Below are 22,105 nucleotides of genomic sequence, written 5' to 3' on the forward strand. Positions count from 1 at the left end.
TATTGCCTTTTTTCACCTACTTTCACACTGCTTAACTCCTTACTTTTGGATAACAACTTTTTTGCGAGTTGTTATTCAAGATAATACTAATGGACTCTAGAGCGAAGGGATTCGTTCCAGTTTTTTTTGCTTGCTTTTCCCCCCAAAAAAGGTATTTCATGTGTTTATCACTGTATGGCTCTGCGCATTTTTTCGCGGTACTGAATCGGATTGGAGCCGGAATGTTTTTTGATAAAATGACGAAAATTGGATTCCTCTGAAAACCCCATCTCATAGGAGATCTGGGAAATCGAAAGATCCGTATGTTCAATATAACGCAGTGACTCTTTCACAACGATATCGATAATTGCATTTTTAGCCGTTTTGTTCCAGACTTCAGTACATAGCATGGTTAGCTTCCTTGGTGTGATATTCAATTTGTCTGCATAGAATTTTACGTTGCAGTTTTTCTTACAATGTTTGTGTACCAGTATAGAAAAATGGTTAGCCATGCCCTGAAACGTACTGTCTTTACCGCTGGTCAGTTCCTGATCAAAATCTATGTCCCATATCCCCTGTAAAAGGAGTGATTCGATAAAGTGATGTACAAGCAGTGAAGCTACAGCTGCATTCCCTGACGGATACCCCCGGATATTTTCCATGATCTGCATCCTCATCTCTTCCTGTTTTATTCTGTTTTTAACGACCCTTATAAATCTTTCACTGTCAAAAAAAAGTCCCGAATTTATCAATGTCCGATCTGGGGCAGACCTTTCGTAAAACCGCGAAGTAAACCTGATCAAATATCCGTCGGTCGTAGCGGATTGCCTTACTGTAAAATCTTTTGCCGGACCAATAAAAATCAGCGTGTTGCCTTCGATGCTAAAAGAATCATGCTCCAGGCAGATCTCGATAGCATCAAAGGGTACCAGAATATGGAAAAGATCCTGACCGCTATACCAGCCGGGAAAGCGCTGCTGCTGCCATTCCTTTAACTGTATAATTTCAAATTCTATCGCCTTACTGTTCATCAATGCGCTATACTGTGTATCTATCACCTGCTTAATGAAGATCAGATGTCGTCATTAAACCAAAATTTAATCTCTTCCAATGTCATTCGCGGATTGGTTTTATCGAAAATAAAAAGTGCACCGTTGGCCTTAAACCGTTCGAGTTCCAGGATATTATCTGTCGTCGTATAACCAAATAATTTGATCGATGGATATTTATCGCTGATATGAAGCGCCGCCTCATGCCCATTCATAAAAGGCATGTGAAGATCTGCAAGGCATACGTCGGGTAGATCAGCGGTACGTTCAAGTTCTTTCAGCAGCGCCAGTCCATTGCTGCAATTGAAACATAGATCAAATGCTTCATGGTTGACGACCGCTATTTTCATAAGCGTTCGCTGCAACAGACAATCGTCCACAAATGCTATTTTTATTTTCCGTCCAATCTCAGTTTGCATCTTCTCCCTTCTGCAAAATATCCAAAGCCAGATAGTCCTGTTCAGTCCCCTCCCGACAGGCCACCTGTTTAGCCCCGAAAGCATCTTCCATTTCCACTATGGTCACATGGATTGCAGGTGGTATATAATTCTGTTTATCCTTTAATTGATCGTTCATTTTCGACTGCGTTTAAGTTTGAAAAATATGCGTTAGTTACGATGAACTGTAGTCCAATTCAGACCATTACTTTTTTACAATCGACTGATTTATAAAGAATAAAAAAATCAAATTATCTGCTCAGACAGAATTTATCATGAAAAGACTGGCTATTAAGGTGTAGTTTTTAATAATATTTATTAGATTATTTTTTGTGAAGTAAAATAGTTACATTTGAATATCGGGACTGTAGTCTGAATTGGACTTCTCTGAAAAACTTATATATTTATTTTCAGAAAACTAGAATTACGTCCAATGATAAACTTTAAATTTACGCTGCTATACTCCTCTCCTTTTTCAACAATATCCCTTACGATCCTTGATGATTTTCAGACGGAACATGTAATCAATACTCCCCTTAAAATTGCTGCCGAATTATGGGATTTTGAAAAACAACGTCCCCATAATATCTACCTCAAAAAAAATAAAAATTTAAACATCAAGCTCGATAAGCTCAAAATCAGCATCGCTGAATATCTGCGCACTATCACCGCAAAAAAAATCAAAATTTCGCATGCCAGACTCCGTAAGATCATCAGAGAAAATTGTGATGGCACAAAGAACTGCCGCCCCAGCAATTGCCTTTTAGACTATGTAGAGGCCTATATCCGGAGCCGTGCCCACCTTATTTCCGAACCGACTTCCAAACGGTACCGGGTATTTCTCCATCTGCTCGAGCGTTTTGAAGGACATCGCCAAAAACACCTTCTGCTACATGAAGTCAATGCAGCCTTTGTCAAAGAGTTTCTCGAATTTGGCGGAATAGAAGAATATAATAAAAGTACGATCGGCCGGACAATACATTTTGTCAGGACGGTACTCAATTTTCTGGAAAAACGAGGCATGAGAACCTACGTCTATGAACTTGAACTTCCCAAGGAAAAGAAAGTCAATCTTTTTGTCACCCTCAATGAGGATGAACTGGTCAAACTCAAGGAAATGGATGTTCCCCCAAGCCTAAAAGCAGCGCGCGACTGGCTGATCATCAGCTGCTACACCGGACAGCGTATTTCTGATTTCATGAATTTCGATATCAAGAACCTGGAAATAATCAAGGGAAAACCCTGTATCTCATTCGTCCAGCAGAAAACGCAAAAGGAAATCCTGCTGCCCCTGCATCCGGTTCCACTCACCATCCTATCCGGAAATTTAAATGTATTTCCGCAGAAGCTTACCGCACAGAAGTATAATCTGCAGATCAAAGAAGTGGCGGAACTTGCCGGTATCAATAGCCTGGTCAAAGTCCGCAAAAGAAAGGGCTTCCGCGCTATAGAAATGTTTGTCCAAAAATGGGAAGCGATTACAAGCCACATCGGAAGAAGAAGCTTTGCCTCAAATTTTTACGGTAAAATCCCCACACCGCTATTGATGGAAGCCACAGGTCACAGTACCGAGCAGATGTTTCATCGGTACATCAGTACCATTGATACAGAAAGGACAAGAACCTTGGGACAGTACCTCGAAGATGCTTATAAAGAAAAATTCAGAGTCGCTTAACCGAATTGCTATTTCGTGGCAATTGGAATAAACTGCCTCCGGTCATCTGGTATTAAACGGAAACAACCTGTTAAGATCTGTAATTCAGTTACAACATTCTGTAATTGGGATAAGCCTGCGGCCGGTCCTACGCTGTAAATTTGGGTAACAAAAATGAGAAGCAGATGAAAACAAGAAAATTAGGCAAGCAGGGACTCGAAATTCCGATGATCGGCTTAGGCTGCATGGGGATGAGCAGTTTTGCATCCACAGGCGATATCTACGGCAAGGCCGACGAGCAGGAATCCATCGCTACCATCCTTCGGTCACTGGAACTGGGCGGCAACTTTTTGGATACAGCCGATCTTTATGGTCCATTTGCAAACGAAAGATTGATTTCCAAAGCTATACGCGGCCAACGCGATCAATTTATCCTGGCCAGCAAATTCGGCTTTGAGATTGATGATAACGAACAGGTGACCTGGCGCATCAACGGCCGTCCGGATTATATCCGGAAGTCTGTCGAGCGTTCGCTAAAAAACCTCGATACCGATGTAATTGACCTCTATTATATGCACCGCCCCGATCCGAATGTACCGATTGAGGAAACTGTCGGTGCCATGGGCGAACTGGTTACAGCGGGCAAGGTCAGGTATCTAGGCATTTCAGAAGTCAGTGCCGAACAGATCCAAAAAGCACATGCAACCTTCCCGATCAGCGCTGTACAGAATGAAATCTCCCTATTCGGACGCGAAGTGGAGACCAATGGTGTATACGATCTGACTCAAGAGCTGGGTATCGGCCTCGTGGCCTACTCCCCTCTGGGCCGCGGATTTATTACCGGTGAGATCAAATCGCCGGACGATATCCCCGAAGATGATTTCCGCAGACTGATCCCCCGGTTTCAGGGTGAGCAGTTTTATAAAAACCTCGATCTGGTCCGCGAGCTCGAACAAATCGGCAGAGAAAAAGGCGTCACCTCGTCCCAGCTGGCTCTGGCCTGGCTCATCCAGAAGGGAATCGTGCCGATACCGGGCACAAAAAGAGTGCGCTATGTGGAGCAGAATATCGCCGCAACCGACATCCTCCTGACCGACCAAGAACTGCAACGCATTGAAGCGATTCTGCCCGTTGGCCTGGATACTGGATCGCGAGATGTCAGCATGCCCTTGCAGTCCTAAAAAAATATAAATGCCATGGTTGCAGAAAGCGCATGGCATTTTACTTAAATTCGTTTATCAATTAACAGGCAATATAAGCATGTCAAAGAAAGAATCAGTACTGATCAGGGTCAATAGCATCACCGACTATCATGAAGCGCTGCAGCTGCCCAAACCCCGGCATCCGCTTTTTAGCATCACCGATTTCTCACAGAACAAACCTACGCATCCATCGGTCGAGACCACCTTTCAGCTCAACCTATACTGCATTTCTGTCAAAGAAGATGCGCAATGCGTATTGCGGTATGGACCCCATCAATACGATTTTAGGGAAGGCCTGATGACCTTCTTTAAACCGGGGCAGACCATCAGCGTTGACCCCACGACTGCCTCTGCCGAAGTCGGATATTCCCTTGTTTTTCATCCCGACTTTATCCGCACCTACGATCTGGCCAACAAAATCGGCAGCTATAGTTTTTTCGACTATGAAGTCAACGAAGCACTTTTTCTGTCCGACCGGGAAAAAGAGCAGATCCGAAATATCGGAAAAGGGATTTTGAGCGAATATGACAGTCCGATTGACAGCTATAGCCAGGATGCCATTGTCAGTTTTATCGACCTGCTGCTGGTCTATTCGCAGCGGTTTTACAACCGGCAGTTTATTACCCGTAAAGTGCACAATGTACCCCTGGTCAGTCGCTTCGAACAGCTGCTGGATGAGTACCTCAACGATGAAACCGGGCGTAGCGGTTTACCCCAGGTGGGCTATTTTGCCGAGCGGCTCAACATGTCGAAAAACTATTTAAGCGATTTATTACGTTCGCAGACCGGAGAGAGCGCACAGAACCATATCCAGCATAAACTCATTGAAAAGGCAAAGGATCTGCTGTCCAGGTCCGAACTTTCCGTTGCGGAGATTGCCTACCAGCTCGGTTTTGAACAGCCGCAGTCACTCAATCGGCTATTCAAAAAGAAAACGGAACTCTCACCCCTTGAATTTAGAAGAAGGATGAGCTTAAACAATCTTTAGCAGGCGTGGCATATTCTCCCATTTGACCTGCTCGCGAGCAAATCGACGGCGAAGGATTAATTTCGCGCGGGATATGATGGCGCCGGATAGTCCCTGTCGACATGCATCTGATTGATCAAAACCTCGTTGATCAGGTGATGCATACGCTTATCATTGACATCGATTTTTACGATTTTGTGGCTGTAATAAGTATCGCTTTCAAATTCGCTTTCGATTTTCTCGGCGAATGCCGGCGATAGCGATTTGTAGTGCAGGACAATTTCGGTTTCCTTTTCAGCTACTTTTTTTACGATCAAGGTCCAGAGTACCCCATACTCCGGAGCGAAAAAGATTTTTCTCGGCGGCGGCACCTTCAATTTTTTGTTCTTTAACGTATAGGTATACAGCAGATGAATACTTGGCTTTGAAACATCTTTTGCTGCTGCCGCGACCAGTTTATTATACTCTTTTTCGTTGTCCACAACTGTTTCAATACTTATTCCCTGTTCCTCGATTTCAAAGCTGGCCGTGGAATCTGTGCTTTCCAGGGCCGTGATTTTCATTTTGCTGTCCACAAACTGGCCGGCCATATTCGGAAGGGACTCTTTTACGCGTTCGAAGCTTGCCGCCAAACGGAGCGGAACCAATTTGGCTGTCACCGTCTGGGCACGCAGGCTACCCACTGCAGCAACAAAAAGCAGTAGTATACAAGAATATTTTTTCATCATGATTGTTTTTAAGCCGTTATTTCAAAACTGTTAAGATCTAAATATGGAGATCTCATCCGGATGTAAATTACAATTTTGTCCGTTCTATTCGCCTATTGTTCGATATTTAGTGCATGGTATTTACAATCCGCTGAAGATTAATTCATAGTCGCCGCTACGCTATAGTCCTTTTCGATGAGTTTTTTGACCAGTGCTAGCCCCATTCCTTTGGATGCCCCTGTTATAAACCATACTTTATCTGTCTTCATATTTGATTTATTTATAAGACAAAATTAGCACTTCAATCAACCGTGACAGTAACGAAATAGAAACAATAGATTACAAAAATCAAACAGTTGGCTGTCATCACCCACAGATTTAAAGGGCAGCAAACCGGGACCGGAACATTGCGGCAGTCCCAATTGGGGAGCTTTCGTGAATACTCGTTATTTCACCTGTAGGATCGAGCGCTGATGGCTAAAATTTTCAAGGCTGAATTTACCATGGTATTTTCCCATTCCCGAAGTTCCTACGCCACCAAACGGAAGATAATGTGAGCCAACGTGGATCAATGTACTGTTAATCTCCGCATCGCCGCTGGTGGTCCTCGCGATCACATTGTCGGCAAACTGCTGGTTTTCAGAAAATACATAAAGTGCCAATGGTTTGGGTCTGCTATTGATCTCCTTCAGTACCTCATCGATGGTGCTGTAGGTCAAAATAGGCAGGATCGGACCAAAAATTTCCTGCTGCATGACCGCGTCATTCCAGTTGACATCGTCCATCAGGGTTGCTTCAAAATGCCGTGTTTCCAGATCATATCTGCCTCCATAAATCACTTTTTCGGGAGCCACATCCAGGTATCCAGCTAGATTCTTGATCTGATGCTGACTTACGATCTTGCCGATCTTCCCTAAAGATTCGTCGTTGTAAGTCGCTTTAAGGTACGATTTAAACTGACCGATAAATTCCGTTTTTACAGACTCATGTACATAGACATAATCTGGAGCCACACAGGTCTGACCACAATTGATCCATTTGCCGGCAGCAACGCGCTGAACGGCTTTCTCCAGGTCGGCATCTTGGTGCACAATCGTCGGGGATTTACCACCCAGTTCCAAGGTGAGCGGAATCAGCTGCTCCGCAGCGGCCTTCATGACAATTTTCCCCACATTCGGGCTTCCCGTAAAGAAAATGTAATCGAAAGCAAGGCTCAATAGATAGGTATTTTCTTCAATAGCGCCCTGAAAAACAGCTACATATTTTTCGTCAAAGGCTTCGGTAATAATATCTTCAATGACCTGTGCCACATGCGGTGTATTTTCAGAAGGTTTGATGATCGCGGTGTTTCCCGCCATCAGCGCACCGATCAGCGGACTGAAGGTCAGCTGCACCGGATAATTGAAGGGACCGATGATGTAATTTACCCCATAAGGCTCATAAATGTATTTACTGATGACTTCGGCTCCAGAAGGATGCGGTTTGGATTCGACGAAGGTCGGTTTTACCCATTCTTCCATATTTTCGATCATATCATCCAGTTCACTGAGCACAATCTGAACTTCGACATATTCCGCCTCTGCCCTACTTTTTCCAAGATCGATATACACCGCTTCACAGATCGCATCGGTATAACTTGCATACACTTTGCGGAAATTTTGCAATTGTTCTTTACGGAATGCAATATCCTTGGTTGCCTGCGTACCGAAAAATTCCTTTTGTTTTTCGAATACCGCTTTTATTTTGTTTTGGATTTCTGTTGTCATATGTTAGTGCTTTGCGCAATTTTAAACACTTTATCCGGATAAAATGTTTGGCCCCTGTCGATCTTCCAGAACAGAACCTGTTGCTTTTATACTAATAAAGGTAGGCAGAATTTATATTGTGTAAAATATAATTTCCGTAAACATATAAACTGATACGGGACGATTTCTTCAAATAATACGCTGAAAGGCTGTCTTATGGCCTTTCGATCGCCTGTTTTCAATTGAACATCGCCCTAAATTCAAGCGGTGTCTGGGTGGTTTTCTTCTTGAACAGTTTGCTGAAACTTTGCGCATGCTCAAAACCCAGTTCGTAAGCGATTTCGTTGACAGTGAGCTGTGTCGACGCTAATTTATCCTTTGCTTTTTCAATGAGTTTATGGTGAATATACTGTTGGGTATTCTGACCAATAAGCGTGCGCAGCATATCACTTAGATAACCCGCCGAAAGATGCAGCTGTTCGGACAGAAAATGCACCGTAGGTACACCATGAACAGCTGGATGATGATTGTCCAGGTACTCATCGAGCAGCGCTTCTGCCCGCTGCAAAATATCATTGTTTACATTTTTTCGGGTAATGAACTGCCGTTTGTAAAACCGGTTGACATAGCTCAGCATTAACTCAATCTGGGAAAGAATGACTTCTTGGCTAAATTCGTCTATCCGGTTGTCCAGTTCATTTTTCATGATCGTCAGGATCGCGATCATCGTCTCTCTTTCCTGATCCGATAAATGCAATGCTTCGTTGACCGAATAGGAAAAATAGCCGTACTTCTTCATTTTTTGCGCTAAGGGGGAACCCAGGAAAAAGTCAGGATGAATCAGCAGCAGGTAAGCATAGGTATCCCGATTATACTCGGTGCTGCCGACCAGCTGGTTGGGTGCAAAGAAAAGCATGCTGCCATCATTAAAGTCATAGTAGCCCCGGCCGTACTTGAGTTTTCCGCTGTTCTTTGTTATAAACGTTATTTTGTAGAAACTGAGCACATCGTATATCGGAGCCATATCCTTATTGAACGGATTCTCCTGATTGAAATGAACCAGACTGATCAGCGGATGCTGCGGTTTTGGCAGTCCAAAAGCTTCATGGCTCTCTGCTATAGATATAAAACGCCTTAACTTATCCTCTTTCTTTTTCATACATTAAATTTATAAAAAAACCTGTAACCGATGAAGTTACAGGTCTTCCTGTGCGTGATACTACCAGGGAACTTGACTGCCCTGTGCTGTACGATAGGTAGCCGGTCCCGTAAAACTCCCATTGGGTATATCTTCGGCCAGCGCAACGCGTATTGGCTCACGTGACCCCTCTTCTACCGTATCTGTACCTTCAAAATTATTCAGCGCTGTAGCCGTAAAGCCCGGACTTACCAGATTTACCTTAACATGGGTACCTTCCAGTTCATTTGCCAGCGATAGAAAAACACCATTCAAAGCTGTCTTGGAGGCCCCGTAAACAGCGTCAAATCCGCTCCGGAAGGCATTTTCGGGATCAGCATTCAGGGTCAGTGAACCCAGTGAACTGGAGACTGTGACGATCCTGGATGCTTTAGCATTGCGCAGCAAGGGCAACAATGCCTGTGTGATGGCAAGGGTGCCAAAGACATTGGTTTCCCAAACCTGGCGCATCTCTGCTATGGATGTGCTGCTTGCCTTCTGGGCACCCAGAATTTCCCACATGGTACGGCCGGGAATCCCTGCGTTTGAAATGGCGGCATTATTGACCAACAATGTCAAGTACCCAAACGCATCTTCAATTTTACGTACCGCATTGCGGATTGAATTATTGTCGGTGATATCGAGCTGAATAGCCTGCGTTTGACCGCCTATCTGCCTGGCGGCATCTTCCCCTTTCTGTAAATTGCGTGATCCGACAAAAACTTCATATCCATTTTCAGCAAGGGCTTTGGCAATCTGAAAGCCTACACCTGTATTGGCACCAGTAACAAGAGCAACTTTTGTTTCATTTGTCTTCATGTCTATTTATTTTAATTATAACAAGACAAATTTCAACATCTACAGCTGTTCAATTGTAGTCGAATCGAGGAACTTTCTAACCAAATCGAGGGTAGATTCAGGTTTGATTAAATTTTAGCCTTACAGGCGATATCGAAGGGATAGGTTGCGCCAAATCTCTGTCGCAAAGTGCTGATCCGAATGCCTGTTTTCAAAAAACCAGCATTCGCCTTTTTTTACTAGTTTTTGCTCAATTCCATCAAGCAAAATTGGTAATTCCGTATCGAGCTTTGATAAAGACTTTTTCAGCAACACCAGCTGATAATCCTGTCCTTTGTAAGTTAAACGGAACACCTGTGAACGATGTGGTTCCCCGCTTATCCCGTCAATTGTGCCTTGCATAAATATAGACCTTCTAAAATTTTTAAAATACAGCAATTACGCCAATACGAATACCCTAAAAAGTATATGAATGGGGCACCAATGAGCTTCCCATTTCATACTTTTTTATAACGAATTACAACAAATAATCGTGCCAAATCAACACCAATCTATTGGGGGTATTGCGGGTCACACAACCCTTTATTCCCCATTTTAGAGCACAGAAAAGTGGTTTATTTATTTCGACCACATCCATTGGTGGATTTATGGGATTCCCGCTAAATTCCATGTATCATGTGACAAAATTCGCCCTGGGAGCGGTAACCCTGCACCTGGCAAGCAGCTATTATCGGGACAGCGTTTACCACATGCGGGATTTTAGCTTGGCACTACAGTTAATTGCTGGCTTATCACTGCTATCCTTAATCGAGTATTTCAAAATTAAACCAAGCGACGGAGCCAATTTAAGGGGTATATCAATAAAGAAAGAAGTTCAGAACGCCGCTTAGCCCTTTAAATTTTAGCTAGATTTTTGGGGCTGTAGCCAAACTGTTTTTTAAAAACATGGGAAAAATGCGACAGATCTTCAAAGCCCAGATCAACAAAGATGTCCGAAGCAGCGCGCTTCTCTTCTTTTAGGAGATAATGTGCTTCGTCCAGCCTTTTTTTCAGTATCCATTGGTACGGCGAGGTTTGAAAAACCTTTTCAAAATCGCGCTTAAACGTGGCTAGGCTTCTCCCTGTGAGCCGAGCAAAACGCTCTAAATTGACGTTATACCTGTAGTTTTGGTTCATAAAGGCTTCCAGGTCTATTTTATGCGGTTCAGAAAAATCAAACAGGATATTTTTGAGCTCCGGTTTCGTCTGAAGGAGGATCAACAAAAGTTCCTTAATTTTCAGATCGGTGAGTGATTTATTATTCAAATTGCTTTGGAGAAGGGCCTTCAGCGACGCGATAAAATTTTCGAGAACCGCATTGACATCAATTTTAACCAGCGCTTCCGTTACGGTTGAGTGTTCGGATCTCAGCTGATACTCATGCGCAAAATTCTTTAGCGTTTCGTCACTCAAATAGATATTCAGACTTTCGCAGGCGCCGTTTGGTGGTGGAATTTTTGCAAATTTCACCAGCTGGTTCTTTCTGATGAGATGAAAATCGCCCGGATGCGCAATATGCTTGTCTTTATTGTCGGACAACATAAAACTTCCCGATAGCTGATAAGAAATCGTATGCTGAGCCACAAAATTTTCCCCTTTTCTGCTCACCTGGTGGTAACAGGAATAGACAATATCCGAATTTTCTATCATAAGACTATCAATCAAGACAAAGCGCCGTTCGTACGACAACGCTTTGTCAAATGTATAAAAAATTAGCTTAGTACGGCTTTGATTTCAAGGTAAGGTTGCAAACCATATACGCCATATTCCCGTCCGATGCCCGACTGCTTGAATCCGCCAAACGGAACCATGGGGTCGTGACTGAATCCATTGATACAGATCCGTCCGGCATCGATTTCTGCGGCCACACGTTTTGCCCTTTCGCTATCCGCCGATGAGATGTATGCTGCTAGTCCATAAGGCGTATCATTGGCTATTTCTATGGCTTCCGCTTCAGTTGGATAAGGTATTATACTCAGAACGGGACCAAAAATTTCTTCCCGCGCAATGGTCATCGCATTGCTGACATTTGTAAAAATGGTGGCTTTCACAAAATTGCCCTCTTCCAGACCTTCAGGTTTTCCCAATCCACCGGTCAACAAGGTTGCCCCTTCCTCTATACCCATTTTAATATACTGCTGTACGCGATCAAACTGCTTCACGCTCACCATCGGTCCGATGTTGGTATCTGCATTTTGTGGCAGACCGACAACCATACTTTCCGCAGTGGCCTTTGCTAGGACATTTACCTGATCGAGCTTATCCTGTGGCACCAGGAGCCTTGTCGGCGCTATACAGGCCTGACCGCTGTTCATATAAGCGCCGTATACGGCCATCGGAATTGCTTTCTCGAGGTCTGCATCATCCAGTATAATATTGGGCGATTTTCCGCCCAGTTCGAGCGTGATGCGTTTCATGGTATCTACCGCTTGTTTAGCGATGGATTTTCCTACGGCTGTAGAACCTGTAAATGAAATTTTGGCAATTCCGGGATTCTCGGTTAATTCCGTGCCCACTACATTTCCGAGACCGGTTACCACATTGATAACACCATTTGGTAAACCCGCATCGTGAAAAGCTTCCATCAGCACTTGCGTCTGCAGAGCACTCATTTCACTGGGTTTGACTACTACGGTACATCCTGCGGCGATTGCGGTAGCCACTTTACTGGCTACTGAACTGTTACTGGCATTCCAAGGTGTAATAATAGCCACAACACCGACAGGCTGCAATCGCACCAATGCCGCGTTAATTGTTCGTTCAAATTCAAAACTGTTGAGCACTTCGATCATACTGTCAAACCAGGCTCCGGTATGCGCGTTGCTCATGGTGACAAATTGATGCGTTCCGCCATACTCTTCGATCATCGAATCTATAAAATCCTGTTTTCTCTTCTCAATTGCCGTTTTCAGTTTTGTTAAATAACCGATACGTTCCGAAACGGTGGATTTTGAAAAGGTCCGGAAAGCAACCTTAGCTGCAGCAATGGCGTTTTTAGTGTCTATTGCATCCGCTAAAGTGAGTTCACCGATCTTTTGGTTATTAGCCGGATTGATGAGATTATAAATTTCCGTACCATGCGGGCTTACAAATTCCCCGTTGCTGTAAATCTTATTGACTGTTTTCATTTTGTTTCTATTTATAATACAAATTTAGCTGTAGCCTTTTTATTCAACTTGGTAAAAAAGCTCAATTATACTTTGCAAAAAAGCTCAATCCTATCAACATTTCTTTTAGTATATTTACTTAGCTAATGGACAGGATGGTAATTACATAAACACAAGAAAGAAAATGAGTCAATACTTTTGGATTGCTATACCTGCGGAGCTGTTTTTTCAGTATTGCGAGGCAACGATGGAAAAACATCAAGCGCATGCTTATGTTGAGAAGATCAACCGCCATTCAAGCAAGCGCAATTATGTAAAATATAGCAAGGAAAATCAGTCGGCGTTTTTGGAAAGCTTTACATCAGCAGATTATCATGGATTTTACCTGTCCACCTATCCTTTTTCAGATCAGGAAATTGTCGTAGATTCAGGTATCTTCTATGATTCGCCTGTAGCCGAATATACCATTGCAGGAAGTGGGGGCTATGAAACTGAGCGGACAAGGGAAATTATCCACTTGCGTCAGATCATGAAGCAAGCGGACAAATCCGCAAAAGCATTTTTTTCCGCCTTGCAGCGCAGCCTCAAAAAGATCCCCGATCTTCGCGATACCCTTAAAAGTGGAAATAAAAACCATTTTTATCTGCCGACATCAAAACGTATTATTCCCCAGAACGGCCATAGTCGGCTTATAACAATGTCTTGGGAAGAACATTGTCTCCATAAAAACATGGTCTACCAACAGGAATGACTCCAATCAGTTGACGCATATCGTGTAAAACGGCGCACGATACTGCGCGCCGTTTTATTCAAATTTATCTTTTCCGTTTACCTAGTTTCGCCAGTAGCCTACTTGTCGCGAAACTGACCAGAGTACCCAATGCCGCCGTCAGGGCGGTCTGCAGCACATCCCCCAGCGAAATACTCGCCCAAATCGAACAGATGGTACCACCGATGGCCGAAACGCGGAAATCATTCACTTTCATCCATCTCGCTCCTTTCTACGGTATTTTCGGTTGCATTTCTAACAGGACTGTTCTCCGTGGCGCCGGCCGAAGGATCCTTATCATCTACCTCCGGCCGCGGCTTAGCCTCATCCAATACCGTTTCGACGATGCCAAGTCCCAAGGCCAGGTATTTTATTACATTGCCCACCTTGCCCGGTAGTTTGACAGGTGCCGCCAGCAAAAGCTGCAGCACCTGTCCTATTTTATTGAAGATCTTTTTCATGATTACTTTTTTATGGATGATCAATTTTAGGACAGCAAACTCGTTCACTCGACTTGTACTTCGACGAGCCCCTGGGCCATCAGTTCGACCACAAGCGGGTAGAACTTTTTGTAGGCGACGCCCGAGGCTAGCAGGCGATAATCGCCATCTTCCAGCACATATTGCGCGCCTACCAGGATGCAGCCAGCAGTCTCTTTGTAACTGTTTCCTTTATGGAAGTAGACATAGCTAAAATTCTGAACATCAACTATTTCAAGCATACCCCGGTGCATCGCTGGATAGTCGTCATAATAACGGCCATTCATTGCCCCATCGCGGTTAAAACCCAGCGGGTAATGCCCGGTAGGTATGGCGGTCTCACCCCTTATTTTCACGGGGCGCGGAATATTCTCCAGGCCGTAGCAGACAAACTGATTGTTCAGGTAGATCTCGGACAACGTGCTATGCTTGCCCTGTTTTGTGCGAAGTACTTTTATCGTTGATTTCATACGCTAGCGATTCATTAGAAAAGACCGAGGTACTGACTTCTGGAATACAGGTTTTCATCACGATCATGTAGGAAAAGGTACAGGTGCACTGGCCGATCATGCAGGATGGATGGCAGATCGATAGTCATCTGGAGATCCTTCCGCAGCACCTGTTGTTCATTGATCGCTGCCTGCTCGCCAATAATATCGTAAGCACAGAGAATGACCTGGTCATCCCATTGGTTATAATCTTTGATGTTGGATTCGGTTACATCCCAGCTTAGCTGTATCGTATTGGACCCGCGTACACAGGTATTCACCGCGAGCGGAGACAGCATGCCATTGCTGATTTTTGCGAGGGCGGGCACTACCTCAAAATCCGGATATTCCCCCTGTATCACGTTCGTCAGCGTATGCGACATGGCGCGGCCAAAAGCCGCCTGCACCGTGCACTTGCTATGCGCGAAACCTTTGCGGATGAGCGGGTACAGCGGATTCAAAAACCGGCGTGCCAGTCGAAAGCGTTCCTGCGCAGCCTCCCTACGTGTCGGATCTGTAACCTGCTTTTTAAACTCAGAAATCACCAGCATGTCTTATCGTTTTGTTTTCAAAAATCAGGAGGAGCCACATGCTCCTCCCGTTCAATTAATCCTTCAGCGGCTAAGCCAGGTCAAATTCGCCCAAATACGTACTTTTGGATACCTTTTCGGCCTTGCGGTCTGTAAAGAAGATCCAGACATGCCCCTTGCCACCGAGCAGGTGGGCCGGGATCTGGATGTCTATCGTACCGGCGGCACGGGTGGGCGGTGTAGGTGCCGTCATAAATTCATCCTTTTCAGGCGAATAGACCAAGATAATAACCTGATCATCGGCCTTGGTCTTGTACAGGCTGTTGAGGATGGTATCCCAGTAGATAGAAAGAATTCCATTATCCACAGCAGCCTCCATGCCGCCGCCGTTGAGGTAAGAGCCCGTACTGATTTCGATCTTGCTGTAATCCAAGCTAAAGTTTGGATAAGTACCACTTACCGCCTGTGCGATGTTGAGCTGCAGTGCCACATTTGTGGGCGTCATCTTTTCGGTTCTGGAGAGCCCAAACCCAACCTGCAGGATCGGCGTGATCGGCATCAGAAATTTGGAGATTTTCAGAAAACGGTCCTGTTGGATCAGCTGTTCTTCGGACATCCCTTTCGTCCGCTTTTTGGGCAATCCTTTGAGGTAGTTGATAGATTTCCAGGACGAAGCTATCACTGCGCCCACTTTACCACTTGCTCTTCCGATTACACCATTGTTGATTGTTGCCATGTTGTTCTTTATTTAAAAGTTAAAACCCATAAAGCTTTCATTTATACCGGTATGTAGCGCTTTACTTCGACAAACATACCACATCACACAGCCCCTTGTCAATAGCGTAAAACAGGTTGGCGGAGACTCGTCGTCGGCAGCCCGGCTTTTGTCGGCGGGCTGTCGGAGACCGGACAAAAGCAGACACAAAATCAGTAGTGCAGTCCGGCATATTCCAGGTAAGCACTCGTCTTATACTTCAAAAACTACGCACTCGAGCAGCAGTCTCGTGCCTTTGCTTCGGACCAGCTCCGTACCTGCTTCGGATCAGCAATAGATCTTGTACAGATGCTGAACAGACCTTCACCAGTCTCCGAACAGGGAAATACTGTTCAGCAACGGATTAACAGTGGCTGCCTTTACATGCAGCCCCGAAGGCAATACGAAGCAGGTACGAACAGTATAGGGATTTAAGGCATTTGCCGCGGCCATTTTTTATATTCAGTCACATACAGCTGCACCACATCTTTTTTGAGAAAGAGATCCGCATTGCCCTCTTTGTAGGTGGCCTTGAGCAGGCCTTTGGCGATACGGCGCTCGATGGTACGCACACTTTTGCTCAAAAAATAGGCGACTTCGTGGATGGTCATCGTACCGGTCAGCTTGTGGAGCTCCATATACTGCTGTTCCTGCAGCAGGTCGAGGATACGGTCCAGCTTGGCCTCTAAGGGTGTATATTCGACGCTTGGTTTTAATTGAAAAGAATAGTGGATTTTTAGGTGAATAGCTGTCGCATTGGACACAAAACGAGGCGTGATCTCCTGTTGATCAGGAGATCCTTTTACAAAAAACATAAACGGGTAAGGTTAGCTCGACTAACCGCCGAAATCCAGCTCAGCAGCAGACCTGTTGTCTACTGCGCTCGGTCTATCTAAGTTTATAAAATGGGATGATTCAATTGAGCCGAATAAGGTTATCCCATCCCTCATGCGCTAGGTTATTGACGTTATCCAAAAAATCCTTTAGCTTTTTTTCTTTGCGCATCCATTCGGTTATCTGCAGCAGGTTGCTGATCTCCAATTCCGTCATATTCAACTTGAGGCTGTCAAACACTTCCTTTCGGAACTCCAGAAAAGTGGCATTTGGCAATATCGGTTGACGGACGAGCATCATATTTACCCTACAGGTTTTATTGATGCGAAAATACCATTTATCAAGCCCCAACCTTTCTAGCTCCTGCACAAAATGATGGGCCTCTAGCCGGATACCATTGATCAGGACGACTTCTTTTTTTCTTTTTTTGGAAAAATAAAAGGGAACATCAAACATACGTACAGCATCCATCTGCAAGGTATTTAAATTGAATGGCGAATCGTTATACAGCACATCATAGAGTGATCCGATTACGATAATCCTATCCAATGCACTTGGAGGTGCTATAGTTCCCGCTCTATCTGTTGTGTTTTCCTGCGACATGACCTCTTTCCCTAACAAAGCCATCACATTTTCAGTTGTTAGCCACCATAATTTGCCGTTACGAAAAACATAGATCACATAGGCTATAAAGCCTAGACCAATAAAAGGCATATAATGCAGCAGATAGCTTCTTAACAAGCTGTACGTATCTTCGCTGCGCATATTAGCGAAACAATAGATAATGAAGAGATAAATCGATAGAATCGATATAGTTGTAACAAGAATTGCACAGCAGAGCTGACCTTTGGGTATACTCTTGGTCATGACCCTCCCCTTGCTCATGAGTATCAGATCAGGGTACCGCTTCTGCCAATAGGTCCAAAAGCCTTTAAGAAACATCTGCGTGAACACGACCGCAACACCAATCGCAATTGCAAATGCCACTGTCCACATCCAATAGGTCTGTGTCCAAAATCGATTCAGATAAATACCGTGATTTCCGATTAAATTAAAAAGCATGGAGATGAGTAAACTCTCCACCGTTAGTTTTAATACTTTCATATGCTATGTCAAGCTCTCTTAAATGGCTTAGGTTTCTAGTGGTTTACAGATCCAATTTACTAAATAAAATCAAATATTAAGCAAAATTCATTCGCTCAAAAGAATACTTTCCTCCAAAATCCCGGAGGTTAGGACAGGACGGTTGCTAATTTGATCTATTTAAATAAATATTTGCAAAAATACAATTTAAATGAAAGAGAAATTTGACAATGCAGGCGTGGCTCAAAAAGTAGCCATGATTCTCACTCTGCCAATAGCGGAGCGAGCACTAGAGATGCAACTTCTTAAAGACGATTTTGCAGTCTGGATGGAACACAATTTTAACCTCGATCCCCATCAGGTAATACAGCTCTACGAATTTCCCCATGGGTTTCGGAAACAACTTGGCACTGCGATAAGCAATTATCTCATGCAGGGCAACATACTTCAATTTCAAAAAGATGACAAGGGTGATGATGATGATCCAGAATTTAAGGAGCTCATGGTTCACGGCCTCGATGAATGGCAGGATACTGCGGCGCGGCTGGCGTTCACTCCCCTGTTTATTGGGATATTCTACAGAATGACCTAGCACCTGAGCGATCCCCCGTTATCCAAAAACCATTTCCCCCGATCATACCGAAATCCTGACCGGGGGGATTTTATTGACCTATACACCATTATGAAAACAGCACTACAGATCGATATCGCACAGGTATTTGACCAGCCGATCAGTCCGAGAACTGATACGCTCAAGCCAAGAATAAGCATGTCCAATGCGGACTATCAACATTACGAAAACCAACATGGGCAAGCCTGCCTGCAGCAATTTGATGGCATGCTCGGCTACATCAATATATTGGATCTGCATCTACCTGCCGATATTGTCATTCCTATACAAGTCACACGTTCAGACCTGCATATCTTTTATCTCTTCACAGAAGATCGTGCTATTCAGATCAGGGATGTCCAGAAGCGGATCAGTTACAGCATTTCTTGCAATCGTGGCCGCTACTTCTACTTAACCAGAAGTGATTATGAAATCCTTGTTCCTGCCGGAAGGTATACCCTCGTTAACTTTTATTTCCGCGGCAGCATTTTCCGCGATGGCAATGAGCGTCCCTTCCAGTTTCTTCACCCCTTGATCCATGCCTATCGAAAACAAGATCCGAATTCGTGGTGCAGCATCGATTTCCGTGCCGGCACCAGGACTATTTCATTGATGAAAACCATTGCGTCAAAAATCAAGCAAGGTGACCTCGACAGTGAGGTCAATATCCTCTGGGGTATCAAGAAACTGATCCAGCTCTCGAAGGAAAAGATCTTTGAAGAATATGAAAAGATGTCGGAATCCCAGTTAAAAGCCAAAGAAGCCCATGCAGCCATTAAGCAGGCAGTAACCGAGCATGGGCAGGATTTTAAACTGGAAGATATTGCCTGGCAGCTCGGGATCAGTATGGACTATCTGCATCAGCTTATCCAACTTTATTATGGACAGAGTCCCCAGGAGCTGAAGGTAGAATTTATGCTGGATCTCGCCAAGAAATATGTCTTGGACGGTATGCATACCGGTGCGATCGCCTATGAACTCGGCTACACATCACCCAGCAGCTTTGCCCGCTTTTTTAAAAAGAAAACCGGAATGACCGCGAAGGAGTTTTTTAAGCGGTATACCCAAGACGATCTATAAACCTGTATATACCCGACTCCAGATTCGGCCAAGTCCGGCTGCTTTTTACTGGCGAACTTTGATTTACAATGTAAGTAAGGAAATGCAAAATACACCAAGAAATATTGCTCCCTATAACTATTCCGTACGAAGGATCACGATCTTTTTAAAATGGATGATTCAATTTATTTTGAGACTTCCACAGATCGTGGTCCATTTTTGCTTGACGCATTGGCGGGATATTGCTGTGACGTTTTATGGCTCATTTATGATGGGCCTTTGGATCTTTGTGGCATACAATAAATTTTCTGATTTCAGTGGCAATATGGATGCAATGCTCCGCCAGCCACTGCCAAGGCCACTTGCCATCGTATTGGCTTATTTGATACCGACAAGTGAGATCATGGCAGCAGTATTGATCGGGATTAAATCGACGCGATTAATTGGCTTGGTGCTATCATCGCTAATGATGCTGGCTTTCACCAGCTATGTGGGGCTAGCTTTGCTTTATGTATGGAGCGACGAGCTACCTTGTAGTTGTGGACTGATTGTTCAGATTAGCTGGAAATCACATTTTATATTAAATATTTACCTCACATTGATCTGCGTTTGGTCCTCTATCATAGAACGTTGGATTCGACTAAGACCTGTTGTACATGATAAATATAGTATTCCATATCGTACAAAAATAGCCAATACTATTCCACGATTGAGCTATAGATCATTTGCAAAGCATATAGACAGCCTTTTCCATGGGCAAAATAAGGGAAAATGACAGCTTACACATCGGAAACGCTGATGCTAGGTTGTCAGCAAGAAGGGCGCGTCTGCCAAAAGACATAAACAGAATAACAAATTTTAATATCACATTTTAAATCGAAGATTATGAACATCTTTAAAATCATCAAAACAAATGTATTGCCTATTCTCGGATTAGGCATAGCAGCAGGATTGACAACAGTATCGTTAATGTCTGCAAACACAATTAAAAAGCAAACTGCAAGCGAAGAATACTGGTTTGAAATGACCGGAGGTCAGCCGGGACAGGAAATTGAACAGCCTGATCCGAATTGTCCAAAACTTGAGAATCCAGATTGTGCTCGTAGATATAAAGATGAGGATACTGAATTTAACTCATTGGGACAACGTGTTGTAATTTCGGGTCACGAGTCAAGTTATACTGACTATCGTACCAAAACCTTGTAAATTCACTGCTTATTAAAAAGAAAGGGTGGCTGTTTCAATTCGAGACAGCCACCCTTTTGATTTAAAGCAAAGTTCTAACTATTGATCAAGCTACTCGCGGAGATTTTGAGCAATGCCCGACAGATCAATCACATTATCTGGGATGGGCAAAATATAATTGGGTGAGTTAGGTTTGATCTGTATAATTTTATCTCCAAGCACTCTCGTCATCGTTATTTCCGCCTTTTCGTTTCGGTTCAGTCTACGTATATCTGAGAAGCGAAGTCCACGATAGAGCAAGCTTTTCCTCCTTTCAAGTAAGACAATATTTAACAGCTCAGCTTGTGTGATACTTTCTTTTAATACCACAATTCGATGATCACGAAGCCTTGATGCCATAAATGTCTGATACATAGATTTCGCTTCATCGAGTTTATTTAATCGCGTCAAGCATTCCATCGCCATAAGATAGACCTCATCAATAGCCAGTCCATTAAACAAGGATAAGGAGCCAGAATAATTACCGATAAAAGCTGCATTCTCTCCCCTAGAAGCAAAAAAAGTCTTCAATCTTAAATCATCGTCTGCATAGGCCCGCATAAGGTTGGTATCGACCAAGGCTTTTGAATCTTTATGGGAGACATAAGACATAATGCTGTGAAAAATCACTTCATCATTAAATTGTACCATCGGATAAGCGATGGAAGTATTTACTTTCGTGTAGTCGATCAATTTAAAAGCTGGCGATACAGACTGGCATAACGCTAAACATTCTCCATATCTCCCCATGATGAGATATAATCTCGCCAAAAGTGCTTGTGCGGCATATTTGCTCGGTCTGGTTTTGACCGATACCGTTGTTGGCAGCAGCTCAATAGCATCCTTTAGGTCTTTTTCCATCTGTGCATAGGTCTGTTCAACCGTGCTTCGCCCCGCCTTTTCATTGATGTCACTTTTAAGGCGTAAAGGTAGCCCAAGCCCCTTATTTTCGGCACCTACCGTATACGTATCGCAGTAAATCTGCGAAAGATTAAAATAACCAAAAGCTCTAAAGTATAAGGCTGTTCCTTTTAGATAATACGCTTCATCCTGCTTGCTAGCTAATACTTCCAGACCATCCAGCACGTTATTGGCGTAGAAGATCTGTTGGTAAGAATTGCTCCACACAATGTCTAGCGAGCCTTCATAGATATCTTTATTCCAGATATAAGTATTACGCTCGATCAAACTTGTAAGACCGTCGTAAACCTCTTTGCTCAAGTAATAATCGTCGGCAGAAAGATGAGCGAGATGAGGCAGCGCTTCGTTCATTGTTTCTGTTCGGTCCATCAAAGCCCTAAAATCCTTCAATGTGCTCGGTATAACAAGTTTCTTGTCCGATTTGACCGATAGAAAATCTTTGGTGCATCCGCCCAGCGTGATGACCAACAATAGTACTATAATTCTTTTCATT

Annotated in this window: 26 protein-coding genes; 9 read left to right on the plus strand and 17 right to left on the minus strand. The window is 43.9% G+C overall.

Translation table 11 applies throughout. From position 1 onward, the window contains the following. Positions 1-167: 167 nt before the first annotated feature. The 3 genes from AB1Z56_RS08640 to AB1Z56_RS08650 are packed head-to-tail and all read right to left on the minus strand — an operon-like array spanning position 168 to position 1,604. Positions 168-1,037 (minus strand): helix-turn-helix domain-containing protein, encoded by an 870-nt coding sequence (locus tag AB1Z56_RS08640; protein ID WP_426791732.1) that lies wholly within the window; start codon positions 1,035-1,037, stop codon positions 168-170. 14 nt (positions 1,038-1,051) lie between these two features. Then, entirely contained in the window at positions 1,052-1,447 is a 396-nt protein-coding gene (locus AB1Z56_RS08645) for a response regulator transcription factor (RefSeq protein ID WP_426791733.1), read from the minus strand. After that, positions 1,437-1,604 carry a hypothetical protein gene (locus AB1Z56_RS08650; protein WP_426791734.1) on the minus strand — a complete coding sequence of 56 codons (168 nt, stop codon included), beginning with the start codon at positions 1,602-1,604 and terminating at the stop codon, positions 1,437-1,439. Before AB1Z56_RS08650 ends, AB1Z56_RS08645 begins: the two co-directional genes overlap by 11 nt. 294 nt (positions 1,605-1,898) lie before the next feature. On the opposite strand from AB1Z56_RS08650, the gene AB1Z56_RS08655 reads away from it, so the two are divergent. The 3 genes from AB1Z56_RS08655 to AB1Z56_RS08665 all read left to right on the plus strand — a co-directional run bounded on the left by AB1Z56_RS08655 (position 1,899) and on the right by AB1Z56_RS08665 (position 5,309). Continuing rightward, positions 1,899-3,140, plus strand: coding sequence for a tyrosine-type recombinase/integrase (locus tag AB1Z56_RS08655; RefSeq protein ID WP_426791735.1), 1,242 nt, complete (start codon positions 1,899-1,901; stop codon positions 3,138-3,140). 164 nt (positions 3,141-3,304) lie between these two features. Then, positions 3,305-4,300, plus strand: a complete 996-nt coding sequence (locus AB1Z56_RS08660; RefSeq protein ID WP_426791736.1) for an aldo/keto reductase — start codon at positions 3,305-3,307, stop codon at positions 4,298-4,300. Between the two features lie 10 nt (positions 4,301-4,310). Continuing rightward, positions 4,311-5,309 (plus strand): helix-turn-helix domain-containing protein, encoded by a 999-nt coding sequence (locus tag AB1Z56_RS08665; protein WP_426791737.1) that lies wholly within the window; start codon positions 4,311-4,313, stop codon positions 5,307-5,309. 56 nt (positions 5,310-5,365) lie between these two features. On the opposite strand, the gene AB1Z56_RS08670 is transcribed toward AB1Z56_RS08665, so the two are convergent. The 5 genes from AB1Z56_RS08670 to AB1Z56_RS08690 all read right to left on the minus strand — a co-directional run bounded on the left by AB1Z56_RS08670 (position 5,366) and on the right by AB1Z56_RS08690 (position 10,117). After that, positions 5,366-6,016 carry a transcriptional regulator gene (locus AB1Z56_RS08670; RefSeq protein WP_426791738.1) on the minus strand — a complete coding sequence of 217 codons (651 nt, stop codon included), beginning with the start codon at positions 6,014-6,016 and terminating at the stop codon, positions 5,366-5,368. 425 nt (positions 6,017-6,441) lie between these two features. Next, the gene (mdlD, locus tag AB1Z56_RS08675) at positions 6,442-7,761 is read right to left on the minus strand and encodes an NAD(P)-dependent benzaldehyde dehydrogenase MdlD (RefSeq protein ID WP_426791739.1); all 1,320 of its coding nucleotides are present in this window, start codon (positions 7,759-7,761) and stop codon (positions 6,442-6,444) included. A 217-nt stretch (positions 7,762-7,978) separates the two neighbouring features. Continuing rightward, on the minus strand, positions 7,979-8,899 hold the full coding sequence (locus tag AB1Z56_RS08680) for a helix-turn-helix domain-containing protein (protein WP_426791740.1): 921 nt from the start codon (positions 8,897-8,899) through the stop codon (positions 7,979-7,981). Positions 8,900-8,959: 60 nt separating this feature from the next. After that, complete coding sequence (locus tag AB1Z56_RS08685; RefSeq protein ID WP_426791741.1) at positions 8,960-9,736, minus strand: SDR family NAD(P)-dependent oxidoreductase; 777 nt, start codon at positions 9,734-9,736, stop codon at positions 8,960-8,962. Between the two features lie 120 nt (positions 9,737-9,856). After that, entirely contained in the window at positions 9,857-10,117 is a 261-nt protein-coding gene (locus AB1Z56_RS08690) for a hypothetical protein (protein WP_426791742.1), read from the minus strand. A gap of 137 nt (positions 10,118-10,254) precedes the next feature. Between AB1Z56_RS08690 and AB1Z56_RS08695 the strand changes: the two genes are divergently transcribed. After that, positions 10,255-10,605, plus strand: a complete 351-nt coding sequence (locus tag AB1Z56_RS08695; RefSeq protein ID WP_426792386.1) for an SDR family NAD(P)-dependent oxidoreductase — start codon at positions 10,255-10,257, stop codon at positions 10,603-10,605. Positions 10,606-10,609: 4 nt separating this feature from the next. Here the strand turns inward: AB1Z56_RS08695 and AB1Z56_RS08700 are convergent, their stop codons facing one another. Continuing rightward, positions 10,610-11,404: a helix-turn-helix domain-containing protein gene (locus AB1Z56_RS08700; protein WP_426791743.1), complete on the minus strand. Its 795-nt coding sequence runs from the start codon at positions 11,402-11,404 to the stop codon at positions 10,610-10,612. A gap of 62 nt (positions 11,405-11,466) precedes the next feature. After that, the gene (locus tag AB1Z56_RS08705) at positions 11,467-12,882 is read right to left on the minus strand and encodes an aldehyde dehydrogenase family protein (protein ID WP_426791744.1); all 1,416 of its coding nucleotides are present in this window, start codon (positions 12,880-12,882) and stop codon (positions 11,467-11,469) included. 163 nt (positions 12,883-13,045) lie between these two features. Here AB1Z56_RS08705 and AB1Z56_RS08710 point away from each other — a divergent pair, with 163 nt between their 5' ends. Continuing rightward, the gene (locus AB1Z56_RS08710) at positions 13,046-13,612 is read left to right on the plus strand and encodes a hypothetical protein (protein ID WP_426791745.1); all 567 of its coding nucleotides are present in this window, start codon (positions 13,046-13,048) and stop codon (positions 13,610-13,612) included. 221 nt (positions 13,613-13,833) lie between these two features. Here the strand turns inward: AB1Z56_RS08710 and AB1Z56_RS08715 are convergent, their stop codons facing one another. The 6 genes from AB1Z56_RS08715 to AB1Z56_RS08740 form a co-directional block, all read right to left on the minus strand. Continuing rightward, positions 13,834-14,091, minus strand: coding sequence for a hypothetical protein (locus AB1Z56_RS08715; RefSeq protein WP_426791746.1), 258 nt, complete (start codon positions 14,089-14,091; stop codon positions 13,834-13,836). A gap of 44 nt (positions 14,092-14,135) precedes the next feature. Continuing rightward, a complete protein-coding gene (locus tag AB1Z56_RS08720; protein ID WP_426791747.1) occupies positions 14,136-14,579 on the minus strand; it encodes a DUF5675 family protein in 444 nt (147 codons plus the stop codon). A 14-nt stretch (positions 14,580-14,593) separates the two neighbouring features. Next, positions 14,594-15,148, minus strand: a complete 555-nt coding sequence (locus tag AB1Z56_RS08725; RefSeq protein ID WP_426791748.1) for a DUF6266 family protein — start codon at positions 15,146-15,148, stop codon at positions 14,594-14,596. A gap of 70 nt (positions 15,149-15,218) precedes the next feature. Then, on the minus strand, positions 15,219-15,863 hold the full coding sequence (locus AB1Z56_RS08730; protein WP_426791749.1) for a DUF6266 family protein: 645 nt from the start codon (positions 15,861-15,863) through the stop codon (positions 15,219-15,221). A 449-nt stretch (positions 15,864-16,312) separates the two neighbouring features. Next, positions 16,313-16,696, minus strand: coding sequence for a hypothetical protein (locus AB1Z56_RS08735; RefSeq protein WP_426791750.1), 384 nt, complete (start codon positions 16,694-16,696; stop codon positions 16,313-16,315). 100 nt (positions 16,697-16,796) lie between these two features. Further along, the gene (locus tag AB1Z56_RS08740; protein WP_426791751.1) at positions 16,797-17,819 is read right to left on the minus strand and encodes a hypothetical protein; all 1,023 of its coding nucleotides are present in this window, start codon (positions 17,817-17,819) and stop codon (positions 16,797-16,799) included. 190 nt (positions 17,820-18,009) lie between these two features. On the opposite strand from AB1Z56_RS08740, the gene AB1Z56_RS08745 reads away from it, so the two are divergent. The 4 genes from AB1Z56_RS08745 to AB1Z56_RS08760 all read left to right on the plus strand — a co-directional run bounded on the left by AB1Z56_RS08745 (position 18,010) and on the right by AB1Z56_RS08760 (position 20,673). Continuing rightward, a complete protein-coding gene (locus AB1Z56_RS08745; RefSeq protein WP_426791752.1) occupies positions 18,010-18,390 on the plus strand; it encodes a hypothetical protein in 381 nt (126 codons plus the stop codon). A 90-nt stretch (positions 18,391-18,480) separates the two neighbouring features. After that, positions 18,481-19,488, plus strand: a complete 1,008-nt coding sequence (locus AB1Z56_RS08750) for a helix-turn-helix domain-containing protein (protein WP_426791753.1) — start codon at positions 18,481-18,483, stop codon at positions 19,486-19,488. Positions 19,489-19,570: 82 nt separating this feature from the next. After that, positions 19,571-20,242, plus strand: a complete 672-nt coding sequence (locus AB1Z56_RS08755) for a MauE/DoxX family redox-associated membrane protein (protein ID WP_426791754.1) — start codon at positions 19,571-19,573, stop codon at positions 20,240-20,242. A gap of 110 nt (positions 20,243-20,352) precedes the next feature. Beyond that, positions 20,353-20,673 carry a hypothetical protein gene (locus tag AB1Z56_RS08760; RefSeq protein ID WP_182981869.1) on the plus strand — a complete coding sequence of 107 codons (321 nt, stop codon included), beginning with the start codon at positions 20,353-20,355 and terminating at the stop codon, positions 20,671-20,673. Between the two features lie 90 nt (positions 20,674-20,763). Here AB1Z56_RS08760 and AB1Z56_RS08765 read toward each other — a convergent pair whose 3' ends face one another. Next, positions 20,764-22,104, minus strand: coding sequence for a RagB/SusD family nutrient uptake outer membrane protein (locus tag AB1Z56_RS08765; RefSeq protein WP_426791755.1), 1,341 nt, complete (start codon positions 22,102-22,104; stop codon positions 20,764-20,766). Between the last annotated feature and the right edge of the window lies 1 nt (position 22,105).

The sequence above is a fragment of the Sphingobacterium sp. WOUb80 genome (assembly GCF_050058145.1).
Lineage (GTDB): Bacteria > Bacteroidota > Bacteroidia > Sphingobacteriales > Sphingobacteriaceae > Sphingobacterium.